Annotated in this window: 12 protein-coding genes; 7 read left to right on the top strand and 5 right to left on the bottom strand. The window is 57.3% G+C overall.

Annotation, left to right across the window (positions count from 1 at the left end):
* The first annotated feature begins 22 nt into the window (after positions 1-22).
* From AC13DE_RS12710 to AC13DE_RS12695, 4 genes are all read left to right on the top strand, one after another.
* Positions 23-787, top strand: a complete 765-nt coding sequence (locus AC13DE_RS12710) for an alpha/beta fold hydrolase (protein ID WP_483048020.1) — start codon at positions 23-25, stop codon at positions 785-787.
* Positions 788-957: 170 nt separating this feature from the next.
* Positions 958-4,317 (top strand): carbamoyl-phosphate synthase large subunit, encoded by a 3,360-nt coding sequence (carB, locus tag AC13DE_RS12705; RefSeq protein WP_483048019.1) that lies wholly within the window; start codon positions 958-960, stop codon positions 4,315-4,317.
* A 74-nt stretch (positions 4,318-4,391) separates the two neighbouring features.
* Positions 4,392-5,516, top strand: a complete 1,125-nt coding sequence (locus AC13DE_RS12700) for a beta-ketoacyl-ACP synthase III (protein ID WP_446296385.1) — start codon at positions 4,392-4,394, stop codon at positions 5,514-5,516.
* A 75-nt stretch (positions 5,517-5,591) separates the two neighbouring features.
* Positions 5,592-6,170 (top strand): thymidine kinase, encoded by a 579-nt coding sequence (locus AC13DE_RS12695; RefSeq protein ID WP_483048018.1) that lies wholly within the window; start codon positions 5,592-5,594, stop codon positions 6,168-6,170.
* Here AC13DE_RS12695 and AC13DE_RS12690 read toward each other — a convergent pair.
* The 5 genes from AC13DE_RS12690 to AC13DE_RS12670 form a co-directional block, all read right to left on the bottom strand.
* Positions 6,167-7,117 (bottom strand): 2-hydroxyacid dehydrogenase, encoded by a 951-nt coding sequence (locus AC13DE_RS12690; protein WP_446313601.1) that lies wholly within the window; start codon positions 7,115-7,117, stop codon positions 6,167-6,169. The two genes, AC13DE_RS12695 and AC13DE_RS12690, sit on opposite strands and share 4 nt — an antisense overlap.
* On the bottom strand, positions 7,114-7,452 hold the full coding sequence (locus tag AC13DE_RS12685) for a tRNA-binding protein (protein WP_446296382.1): 339 nt from the start codon (positions 7,450-7,452) through the stop codon (positions 7,114-7,116). The genes AC13DE_RS12690 and AC13DE_RS12685 overlap by 4 nt, the downstream gene beginning before the upstream one ends.
* On the bottom strand, positions 7,445-8,260 hold the full coding sequence (gene proC, locus AC13DE_RS12680) for a pyrroline-5-carboxylate reductase (protein WP_483048017.1): 816 nt from the start codon (positions 8,258-8,260) through the stop codon (positions 7,445-7,447). The genes AC13DE_RS12685 and proC overlap by 8 nt, the downstream gene beginning before the upstream one ends.
* A gap of 35 nt (positions 8,261-8,295) precedes the next feature.
* Positions 8,296-8,796 carry a type III secretion system chaperone family protein gene (locus AC13DE_RS12675; RefSeq protein WP_446296380.1) on the bottom strand — a complete coding sequence of 167 codons (501 nt, stop codon included), beginning with the start codon at positions 8,794-8,796 and terminating at the stop codon, positions 8,296-8,298.
* Positions 8,797-9,141: 345 nt separating this feature from the next.
* Positions 9,142-9,402: an accessory factor UbiK family protein gene (locus AC13DE_RS12670; RefSeq protein WP_446296379.1), complete on the bottom strand. Its 261-nt coding sequence runs from the start codon at positions 9,400-9,402 to the stop codon at positions 9,142-9,144.
* 96 nt (positions 9,403-9,498) lie between these two features.
* Between AC13DE_RS12670 and lgt the strand changes: the two genes are divergently transcribed.
* The 3 genes from lgt to pgeF are packed head-to-tail and all read left to right on the top strand — an operon-like array spanning position 9,499 to position 12,196.
* Entirely contained in the window at positions 9,499-10,383 is an 885-nt protein-coding gene (gene lgt / locus AC13DE_RS12665) for a prolipoprotein diacylglyceryl transferase (protein ID WP_483048016.1), read from the top strand.
* A complete protein-coding gene (locus AC13DE_RS12660; RefSeq protein WP_483048015.1) occupies positions 10,380-11,444 on the top strand; it encodes a class I SAM-dependent methyltransferase in 1,065 nt (354 codons plus the stop codon). The genes lgt and AC13DE_RS12660 overlap by 4 nt, the downstream gene beginning before the upstream one ends.
* A complete protein-coding gene (gene pgeF, locus AC13DE_RS12655) occupies positions 11,441-12,196 on the top strand; it encodes a peptidoglycan editing factor PgeF (RefSeq protein WP_483048014.1) in 756 nt (251 codons plus the stop codon). Before AC13DE_RS12660 ends, pgeF begins: the two co-directional genes overlap by 4 nt.
* The last annotated feature ends 32 nt before the right edge of the window (positions 12,197-12,228 follow it).

The following is a 12,228-nucleotide window of genomic DNA, read 5'->3' as shown; positions in this document are numbered from 1 at the left end:
CAATGTCTCTAAACCTTTCACCATGTTAAATTATTCCGAATTCGGCACCGCTACCGACACTCCTGCCCTGCTCATCGCTCACGGCCTTTTCGGGTCCGAGCGCAACTGGAACGTTATCGCCAAACGCCTTGCCGACCAGCGCCGTGTCGTCACCGTGGACATGCGCAATCACGGCGACAGCCCCCGTGCGGACACGCAAACCTATCAAGACATGGCTGGTGATCTGGCTGAAGTCATCGAACACCTGGGTGCCCCTATGGATGTGTGCGGTCACTCAATGGGGGGCAAGGCATCGATGATGCTCGCCCTGAAACACTCTGATTTAGTGCGCCGGCTGATCATAGCAGACATTGCCCCCGTGCCGTATAACCATAGTCAGCAAGAATTCATCGACGCCATGCGCAGCGTTGATCTGTCCCTGCTCACACGGCGTTCAGATGCACAGGATCAACTGGCTGCGGCTGGGGTTGAACCAGCCTTGCAAAGCTTTTTTACGCAGTCGCTGGACGTAGCTGCGAAATCGTGGAAGCTGAACCTTGACGTACTTGAGGCTGCGATGCCTGATATCGTCGGCTGGCCCGAAGCGGTCACAGGTTCGTTCAATGGTCCTGCTTTTTTTCTGTCTGGCGCGACGTCGCATTATGTTCTGTCTGATTACCGCCCAACGATCAAACGGCTGTTCCCAAAGGCTTACTTCGCGAAGATTCCCAAAGCGGGACACTGGCTCCACGCGGAAAACCCCCGTGCCTTCGAAGCAGCGGTTCGGGCATTTTTGAACTCGGATTGACATGCCTTGGCGGAGGGCCGTCCGCAAACATGTGAATGCATATCCAAACTTGGCCCCTGTTCACATCAGCGACTGCCGAAAAGCTGACACGATAAGCCGACATCCCCCCTTGCACCTCGCACTCCAAGGCCTATAACGCGGAGAATTTGCAAATTTCCGGGGGCCTGAACATGCCAAAAAGAACCGATATCAAATCGATCATGATCATTGGTGCGGGGCCTATCGTTATCGGCCAGGCTTGCGAATTTGATTATTCAGGCGCGCAGGCCTGCAAAGCGCTCAAGGAAGAAGGCTACCGCGTCATCCTGGTCAACTCCAACCCGGCGACGATCATGACCGACCCCGGCCTTGCGGACGCTACCTATATCGAACCGATCACACCCGAGATCGTGGCGAAGATCATCGAAAAGGAACGCCCCGACGCGTTGCTTCCCACCATGGGCGGCCAGACCGGCTTGAACACCTCGCTCGCGCTCGAGGAAATGGGTGTACTGGAAAAATTCGGCGTTGAGATGATCGGTGCCAAGCGCGAAGCCATCGAGATGGCCGAGGACCGCAAGCTGTTCCGCGAAGCGATGGATCGGTTGGGCATCGAAAATCCCAAGGCGACCATTGTGACTGCACCCAAAAACGCAGCCGGTAAGAAAGACCTTGCTGCGGGCGTTGCGATTGCATTGGAGGCACTGGAATATGTCGGTCTGCCCGCCATTATCCGCCCGGCCTTCACGATGGGTGGAACCGGCGGTGGCGTTGCGTATAACCGTGATGATTACGAATTTTTCTGCCGTTCGGGAATGGATGCGTCGCCCATGGGGCAAATCCTGATCGACGAATCTTTGCTCGGGTGGAAAGAGTTCGAAATGGAGGTGGTTCGCGACACCGCCGATAATGCGATCATCGTATGCTCAATTGAAAATGTTGATCCGATGGGGGTCCACACCGGCGATTCAATCACCGTGGCACCCGCGCTGACGCTGACCGACAAAGAATATCAGATCATGCGCAATCACTCTATCGCCGTACTGCGTGAAATCGGCGTGGAAACCGGTGGATCGAACGTCCAATGGGCGGTGAACCCTGCCGATGGCCGTATGGTCGTGATCGAAATGAACCCGCGTGTTTCGCGGTCTTCAGCGCTGGCATCAAAAGCGACAGGCTTTCCGATCGCCAAGATCGCGGCCAAGCTGGCTGTAGGTTTCACGCTCGATGAACTGGACAATGACATCACCGGTGTCACTCCGGCTAGCTTCGAGCCGACAATCGACTATGTCGTCACCAAAATACCGAAGTTCGCTTTCGAAAAATTCCCCGGGGCTGAGCCCTATCTGACCACCGCGATGAAGTCCGTGGGCGAAGCAATGGCAATTGGCCGCACGATCCACGAGTCACTGCAAAAGGCGCTGGCTTCGATGGAATCCGGCCTGACGGGATTTGACGAGGTCGTGATCCCCGGCCTGAATGCTGATTTGCCTGCCGATGCTCCCCAAAACGAAGCGGCACTGATAAACGCGATCAGCAAACAGACACCGGACCGGATGCGCACCATCGCGCAGGCCATGCGCCACGGCATGTCCGATATAGATATTCACGGTGTCACGATGTTTGACCCTTGGTTTCTTGCCCGCATCCGCGAAATCGTCGAAGCCGAGAATACAGTGCGTCAAGACGGCCTGCCGTTGACAGAGGACGGGATGCGCAAGCTCAAGATGATGGGCTTTACGGACGCGCGTCTTGGGACGCTGACCGGCCGTGACGAAGACAATGTACGCCGCGCCCGCCTTAACCTGGGCGTCAAGGCTGTGTTCAAGCGTATCGATACATGTGCGGCGGAATTCGAGGCTCAGACTCCTTATATGTACTCCACCTACGAGGTACCTGCCTTTGGCGAGGTCGAGTGCGAAGCGCGCCCGTCGGACCGCAGCAAGGTGGTGATACTGGGCGGCGGTCCGAACCGTATCGGGCAAGGGATCGAATTTGACTATTGTTGTTGTCACGCCTGCTATGCGCTGACCGATGCTGGTTACGAAACCATCATGGTGAACTGTAACCCCGAAACCGTATCGACCGACTATGACACATCGGACCGGCTGTACTTTGAACCGCTGACCTTTGAACATGTGATGGAGATCCTGCGGGTCGAACAGGAAAACGGCACCCTGCACGGTGTGATCGTGCAATTTGGGGGCCAGACCCCGCTCAAGATTGCCCAAGCCCTTCAAGACGCGGGCATCCCGATCCTGGGTACGACGCCCGATATGATTGATCTTGCCGAAGACCGCGAACGGTTCCAAAAGCTTGTGCAGTCGCTGGGACTGAAGCAACCCCACAATGGCATTGCCCATTCGGATGCCGAGGCTCTCGAAATCGCTGCCGATATCGGCTTTCCATTGGTTATCCGCCCTTCTTACGTTTTGGGGGGCCGGGCCATGGAAATCGTGCGCGACCAGGCCAGCCTGGAACGCTATATCCGCGAAGCTGTGGTCGTATCCGGCAAAAGCCCCGTCCTGCTTGACCACTACCTCTCGGGCGCGGTCGAACTTGACGTCGATGCGCTGAGCGACGGAACCGATGTTCATGTCGCCGGGATCATGCAACACATTGAAGAAGCAGGCGTACATTCGGGTGATAGCGCCTGTTCCCTGCCTCCGTATTCCCTAAGCCGCGAGATTATAGAAGAAGTCGAAAAGCAGACCAAAGCGCTGGCCTTGGCCCTGAACGTTGTGGGTCTGATGAACATTCAGTTCGCCATAAAAGACGGCGAAATCTATCTGATCGAAGTGAACCCGCGTGCCTCGCGAACGGTGCCTTTCGTGGCCAAGGCGACAGACAGCGCCATCGCCTCGATCGCCGCGCGGATTATGGCCGGTGAAAAGCTTTCAGCTTTCCCGTTGCGTGCACCTTACAATGCGGATGCCGCCTATGAGGACATTCTGCCATTGGGCGACCCGATGACCTTGGCAGATCCGAATATGCCGTGGTTCTCTGTCAAGGAAGCCGTTTTGCCATTCGCCCGTTTCCCGGGGGTTGATACGCTACTGGGGCCGGAAATGCGGTCAACCGGCGAAGTCATGGGATGGGACCGCGATTTCCCCCGTGCATTCCTCAAGGCGCAGATGGGGGCGGGCAACCCCCTGCCCCGCAACGGGTGTGCGTTCATATCGATCAAGGACATGGACAAGACTGAAGACATGCTCTCGGCCGCGCGTATCCTGCTGGAACAAGGCTTTACCATTGTCGCCACCCGTGGCACCGCAGAGTGGCTGACCCAGCATGATATCGCATGCGAGATCGTCAACAAAGTCTATGAAGGCCGGCCTAACATAACCGACCTGATGAAGGATGGCGCGATCCATCTGGTCATGAACACCACCGAAGGTGCACAGGCCGTCGAAGACAGTAAATCCATTCGCTCCATCGCCTTGTACGACAAGATTCCGTATTTCACGACTGCCGCCGGCAGTTATGCGGCGGCATTGGCAATCAAAGCGCAAGCTGAAGACGAGATTGGTGTAAAGTCGCTACAGGGTTAAGGCACTGCGCAGCATTGTCTTGACCTTGCACCTGATCTTTGGCCTTATCGTGCAACGCTGAAAAAGGTTTATCCATGTACACACCCGCCATTACCGGCAGCGGCATTTTTACCCCGACGCAGGTTATAACCAACGCAGAGCTGGTTAAATCCTTCAACGCGTATGCCGACCTGTACAACACACAGCACGCAAAACAGATTGAAGCGGGCGAGCTGCCTGCCAAGGAACATTCGTCGGAAGAGTTCATCGTCAAGGCGTCCGGCATTGAACAGCGTTATGTGGTGGACAAGACCGGCATACTGGACCCCGAGGTGATGCACCCGCTGCTGCGCCAGCGTAGCGACGACGAACCCAGTCTCATGGCTGAAATGGCGCTGGACGCGGCCCGCAAGGCCCTTGCGGATGCAGGCAAGACAGCCGCCGATGTAGATGCGGTGATCTGTGCTGCGTCGAACCTGGAACGCGCTTATCCCGCCGTGGCCATCGAAATTCAGGATCTACTGGGAATAGACGGTTTTGCATTTGATATGAACGTTGCGTGTTCGTCGGCGACCTTCGGGATTCAGGCTGCTGCCGACATGGTGCGTTCAGGTTCGATCCGGTCAGCTCTCGTGGTCAACCCCGAGATCTGCTCCGCTCATCTTGAATGGCGCGACCGTGACTGCCATTTCATTTTCGGAGACGTCGCGACTGCGGTGTTGATCGAACGGGCAGAAGCCGCAAGCGGCCCCTATTTCGAGATCAAATCGACCCGATGCGCCACCCAGTTTTCGAACAATATCCGCAATAACAACGGGTTCTTGCGACGTTCCCGCCCTGACGGCGTGGCTGATCGGCGCGATATGCAGTTCATGCAAAACGGTCGCAAGGTCTTCAAGGAAGTGCTGCCCCTGGTCGCTGATCACATTGCTGGCCATATGGCCGAAGAAAACATCGATGCCACTGACCTCAAGCGGCTCTGGCTGCATCAGGCAAACAAGTCGATGAACGATTTTATCGGTCGTAAAGTCTTGGGCCGTATCCCCAAAGACGGTGAGCAGCCCAACATTCTGCAAGACTATGCCAATACATCGTCAGCCGGGTCGATGATCGCATTCTCCAAGTACTCCGCCGATCTTGCCGATGGTGATACAGGCCTGATCTGTTCGTTTGGTGCCGGATATTCTGTCGGATCCGTTCTGGTGACACGTCACGGCTGACATCACTCGCGGATTATTGCGACCTTGGTCCGACACCGTCTTGAACGCCGTGGCCGCCTGCTTGTAAAGGAAGCCATGGCAAAACTGTATTTTCACTACTCGACCATGAACGCCGGCAAATCCACGGTATTGCTGCAAGCCGCCCACAACTATGTAGAACGCGGCATGTCACCTTATTTGATGACGGCGCAATTTGATAACCGTGCTGGCGACGGGCGCATTGCATCGCGTATCGGTATTGGTCAGGCGGCGGACACTTTCAGCCAGGGTGAAGACCTGTTCAAGAAAATAGCCGCACGACTTGATGCCGGTCCGTGCGCCTGCATCTTCATCGACGAAGCCCAGTTTCTGAGCGCCCATCAGGTCTGGCAATTGGCGCGCGCCGTCGATGACCTGGGCGTTCCGATCATGTGTTACGGGCTGCGCGTAGACTTCCAAGGGCAGCTGTTTCCTGGGTCTGCCACCCTGTTGGCGCTGGCCGACGAAATGCGCGAGGTTCGCACCATCTGCCACTGCGGCAAGAAAGCAACCATGGTTGTGCGACGCGACGCCGGTGGCAGGACCATCAAGCAAGGTGCTCAGGTGCAGATCGGCGGCAACGAAACATACGTGTCACTTTGCCGCCGTCATTGGCGCGAAGCCGTGGGTCGCTAAACCAGGTTTGGCGGCTCTTTGCCCTCTACCCCGGCTTTCAGGTTTTCAACAGCCATCATCCACATGTCCACGCGCACCTCTCTGGAGGACGTACCCAGATGGGGCAACAGAACCGCATTGTCCAACGCCCGCAGGGACTCTGGTACCTCCGGTTCAAATTCATAGACGTCCAGACCGGCACCGCCGATCGCTTTGTTCTGCAACGCCTCGATCAGTGCGGCTTCTTCAACGATATTTCCGCGCGCGATATTGACCAGCAGACCGTGGGGTTGCATCGCCGCAAGTATCGCGGCGTTGATCAGGTGGTGGGTGTCATCGCCGCCGGGTACCGCAACCACCAACACATCAACCGCCCCCGCCAAGGCCTTCAGATCACTGACATGCTCTGCCTTGAAGGGAAGCGACTTGGCGCTGCGGCTGAAATACTTCACGTCCATTTCAAAACCGAAATGGCAACGGCGTGCTACTGCTTGCCCGATACGGCCCATTCCAACGATGCCGACAGTCTTGCCGGTCAGATGCATGCCCAGCAGTTGCGACGGCTCCCATCCGGTCCAGTTCCCCGACCGGACCAGCCGTTCACCCTCACCCGCGCGGCGCGCAGTCATTAGCATCAGGGTCATTGCAATATCCGCAGTGGCGTCGGTGACGGCACCGGGGGTGTTGGACACCTGAACCCCGGCCTGTCGTGCTGCATCAACGTCGATGTGGTTATACCCAACCCCGAAATTCGCCAGTATCTTGCAGCGTGGCGCGTCTACACCGGAAAAAACGGCGGCTGAAAAGCGGTCACCCAATGTCGGCAACACGCCGTCGTAATCCTGTAGCGCGGCGAGCATCTCTGGCTCCGTGAGCGGTGTGGAAGCCTCGCGGTAGGTGACATCATAACCTTCCAACGCCTCCTGAACTTCGGTTGGTGCCGGTCGCGCGATGAATAGCTTGGTCAATGCATCCGTCCTCCGTTTGGAGCAGGCTGCGTCGGTCGCGTCAGCACAATGGCTCCGTTTTCATCTGGCACCCCAAGCACCAAAACCTCGGACATGAACGGCCCTATTTGGCGGGGGGGAAAGTTTACCACGCCCATGACCTGAGTACCGACCAGTGCTTCTGGTGTATAATGCACCGTGATCTGCGCCGACGTCTTACGCTCTCCGATATCGGGGCCGAAGTCTATCCACATCTTGATCGCAGGCTTGCGTGCTTCGGGAAATGGTTCGGCGCGGGTCACGGTGCCCACGCGGATGTCGACCTTCAGGAAATCGTCAAAGCTGATCTCAGTCATTGGACAGCTCGCGTGAACGGTCTGCGGCAGCAGCGACTGCCCGCTTCAACAGCACCGGAAACCCGTCTTGCTCGTTCATCAACACCTCAAGCGCCGCCTGGGTCGTGCCGTTCGGGCTGGTCACATTGATGCGAAGCTGGTCTGGACCCTCGACAGCGGATTTCGCCAAGGCCCCGGCTCCGGCAACTGTCGCCGTGGCCAGTTGCAGCGCCAATTCGGGGCTCAGGCCCTGTGCGACGCCCCCGGCCGCCATCGTTTCGATCATGTGGAACACATAAGCCGGTCCAGATCCGCTGACACCGGTGACGGCATCGATCTGGGCCTCTTCATCCAAGCGCACGACATCGCCTACGGCAGACAACAGCTTTTCGGCCTCGTCCATGGCGGTTTCGCCCACGTGGTCGTTCCCCACTATCGCGGTAATGCCTTGGCCGATCGCAGCAGGCGTATTGGGCATGGCCCGTACGATCGGTGTCTGCCCGCCGAGGGTCTTTTCAAACGTCGCAATCGTGGTGCCTGCGGCGACGCTGACGAACACCGTCTTGCCATTGCCCATTGCCTGCAAGGTGGGCAGAGCGTCGCCCATCATCTGAGGTTTGACAGCGACCAGCACAACAGCAGGGGTCTTGGGGAGTTCCTGGTTCAGGTTGACACCCTGATCCTTCAGCCAATCCGAAGGGTGAGGGTCAATCACCCAGACCGAAGACTTTGGCAAACCTCGTGCCAACCACCCGGCCAGCATGGCAGAACCCATTTTCCCACAGCCCAGCAGAACCAATCCATCTTTGGCGATGCGCGTATCTTGCATGATATCCCCCTAAGTTTTCACTTTGGGGGCAACACTTACGCGTGACCGTAAGCCTCTGCAATGGCTACTTGGATCGCCTGCTTCGGGGTCTGATCACCCCATAGAACCAGTTGAACTGCCGGGTAATATCGTTCTGCTTCAAGCACCGCCGCATTGATCATCGCATTGATTTGCTGTGCCGAGGCATCTTGCCCCCCGGCCAGGACCAGCCCATAGCGGTACACCATCATCTTTTGTTCGGGCCAGTAGGTGAAGGCCCCTGCCCAGCATTGGTCGTTCACATCATTCAGCAACTGATAAAGCGCCGGCAGCTTTTCCTCCGGCGGGTCCATCTCGAATGAACATACCAGTTTGAGCATTTCGTCATATGGGGACCACGCCAAGGTAATCGAGTAGGTACGCCACTGGCCTTCGACGGCCATCGCGATCTGTTCGTCGGAAATTCGGTCGAAATCCCAATCGTTGAAGGCTGCTAGATTTTCCACAATGTCGATGGGGTGAATGTCTTCTTCAAGATATCGCTCTGTCAGGGCCATTTCGTCACCTCGTTCTGTCGAGTACCTCTGCGCTGCAACGCATCAATACATGGGTGTATCCACTATAGGTCGCCGACGATCTTGACGACCCACACTAGATATGGTGCGCTCAAGAAAGCGTTGAGGCAAGCGTTTTTGTGTGAGTAAACACAAAAGATAGGGGATAACCGCAATATCTTGTGGATAAGAGCACAGGCCCGACCGAATGTGGTAAAACGTTGTGCAAAGCTTGTGCAAAGCTGGAGCCATTTTCGTTCATCCAGCATAAGTGAAGGCACCCATGCCACGGCGTGGGTGCCTCCTACCTGAGTATGTCGATACCCTAAGACCGTCGGCTTTCGGCGCTCAGGATTTTGTTTCCGTCGACGTCTTTGACTCCAGTTTGGCAAGACGTGCCTTCATTGCTTCATTTTCTTCACGGGCTTTCTGGGCCATCGCACGAACAGCGTCGAATTCTTCTCGCGTCACAAAATCGCGGTCGGACAGCCAACGGTCCAACATACCCTTCATCGCGGTTTCGGCTTCCGTTTTGGCACCCTGCGCTACTCCCATCGCGTTTGTCATCATCTGGGAAATGTCGTCGAATATCTTGTTGCGGGTCTGCATGGTATTATTCTCCTGTACAAAGCTTATTCACTATATGGTGTTCAATCAGCTGTCTCGCAAGGTTGACTTTCCGACGTTTGCGGGCTCAATCGGCATATGATTGCAATTCTCACATTCCCCGATTTATCGCCCGAGATTTTCTCGATTGACCTGTTTGGCATGACCCTTGCGCTGCGTTGGTACGCGCTTGCCTATATCGTGGGTATTCTTATTGGTTGGCGCATCGTGGTGCGCGCGATCGGCCGCCCCGATCTATGGCGCAATGACACGCCGGTAATGACGCGCCAGCAGGTCGAAGATCTGTTGTTCTGGGTCATCCTGGGTGTCATTCTCGGCGGTCGTCTGGGCTATGTGCTGTTTTATCAACCCGCATATTACCTCCAGAATCCAGGGGAAATCCTGCGCGTCTGGGAGGGCGGAATGTCGTTTCACGGCGGTGCCATCGGCGTGATCTTGGCTGGGCTGATCTTTACCCTGCGCAAACGGATCAACACCATATCGACGGGTGACATGGTTTGCCTGGGCCTGGCACCCGGTCTGTTCCTGGGGCGGCTCGCCAATTTTATCAATGCCGAACTGTGGGGCCGGCCCACAGACCTTCCTTGGGGTGTCGCGTTTCCAACCGTTGCGGCGCAGAACTGCCCGGATGTGGCAGGCATATGCGCCCGCCATCCGTCGCAGCTTTACGAGGCATTGCTCGAAGGACTGATCCTGGGTGCGTTGCTGATTTACATGGCCTGGCGTCGTGGCGCGCTGAAATACGAAGGCCTGATCGGCGGGACATTTCTGACCGGGTACGGCCTCGCGCGGTTCGTTGTCGAATTCGTACGCCAGCCTGATGCGCAATTTGTCAGCCCTGGCAACCCTTTGGGATTGGCGTGGCACGTCGGCGGCTGGGGCCTGACGATGGGGCAATTGTTGAGCTTGCCGATGATCGCCATCGGAATCTATTTCATCGCTCGGGCCAAACGTAACGGATGACAACACTGCTGGACACCATCATAAGCCGCATCCGGGCAAATGGCCCGATGCGGCTAGACGACTATATGACGACCTGCATGCTGCATCCGACCTTGGGATATTACACGACCCGTGATCCCTTCGGTACTCACGGAGACTTTGTCACCGCCCCCGAGGTCAGCCAGATGTTCGGGGAGCTGATCGGCCTGTGTCTCGCTCAAATCTGGTTGTCTCAGGGTGCACCCGCACGGTTTACCCTTGCCGAACTTGGCCCCGGGCGCGGCACACTGATGGCGGACCTGTTGCGCGCGGTCCAAAAGGTGCCGGGCTTTGTCGAAGCTGCTGAGATCGTCTTGATCGAAGCATCTCCGACCTTGCGCGACATTCAGAGTGCCACCCTGAACGGACATAGCCCGCGATGGGTGGAAACGCCTGAAGACCTGGACGATCAGCCATTGTATCTTGTGGCGAACGAATTTTTCGACGCGCTCCCTATTCGCCAGTTTGTGCGCGATAAAGAAGGCTGGCGCGAACGGCTTATTTCCCACAGCAACGGGGCGCTGAGCTTTGGTCTCGGTCCGAGATTGCCGCACTCCGCTCTTGATGATCGGCTGGATGATACCGCAGACGGCGATCTGATCGAAGATTGCCCGCCCCTGACAGGGTACATGCGCCCTATTTCGCACCGTATCGCCACATTTGGCGGCGCTGCACTGATCATCGACTATGGCGACTGGCGCAGCCTTGGCGACACATTGCAGGCGTTGCAGGGCCATAAACCCACGAACCCCCTGATCGCGCCCGGGCACTGCGATCTGACGGCCCATGTCGATTTCGAGAAACTTGCGCTGGCCGCTGCGCCGGCAAAGCATTCGCGTGTCACGCCGCAGGGGGTTTTCCTTGAACGACTGGGGATCACCCAGCGGGCACAGGCCCTCGCCAAAGCAATGAGCGGCACAGCGTTGGAAACGCACATCGCGGCACATCGACGCTTGACGCACCCATCAGAAATGGGAAACCTGTTTAAAGTAATGGGGCTGTATCCACCAACCCAGCCCCCGCTGCCGGGATTGGAACCATGACGCTAGAAATCCTCACCTCTGACAGTCTGGGCCCGATCCGTCATGGCTTTTTCACCCGGCACGGCGGTGCGTCTTCGGGGGTGTTTGCCGGGCTTAATTGCGGCTCGGGAAGTTCGGACCAGCGCGAAATCGTCGCGATCAATCGCGCGCGTGTGGCGGAGGCCATGGGCGTGGCAAGCGATCACTTGATCGGCGTGCACCAGATCCATTCAGCGACTGTAGTCAAGGTGGACAAGCCGCTGGCCGAAAAGCCGCGCGCCGATGCGTTGGTCACCGCCACCCCTGGACTTGCACTGTCTGTGCTGACCGCCGATTGCCAACCCGTCTTGTTCTCTGACCCCGATGCCGGTGTAATCGGGGCCGCACATGCCGGTTGGCGCGGCGCGTTGGACGGCGTCTTGGACGCGACGGTCGACGCGATGGAAGAACTGGGGGCCGACCGCGAAAACATCATGGCAGTGATTGGTCCGTGTATCAGCCAACGCGCCTATGAGGTCGGCCCCGAGTTTCTGGATAGCTTTGTGGACCAGGACCCGGAATATGCGCGTTTCTTTGCGAATGGTGCAGGCGATAAGATGCAGTTTGATCTGGCCGGCTTTGGGCTGCACCGCCTGCGTGCAACCGGCGTAGGTCATGCTGAATGGACGCGGCACTGTACCTACAGCAACCCGGACCGATTCTATTCCTATCGGCGCAGCACCCATGCAAAGGAAGCGGATTACGGTCGGTTAATTGCTGCCATAACTCTGTAGCCGGGGGGAATCTGGCATAATGGCGCCGATGC

Source organism: Sulfitobacter sp. L-8, from assembly GCF_056859255.1.
This window is presented reverse-complemented; position numbering and strand designations above follow the sequence as displayed.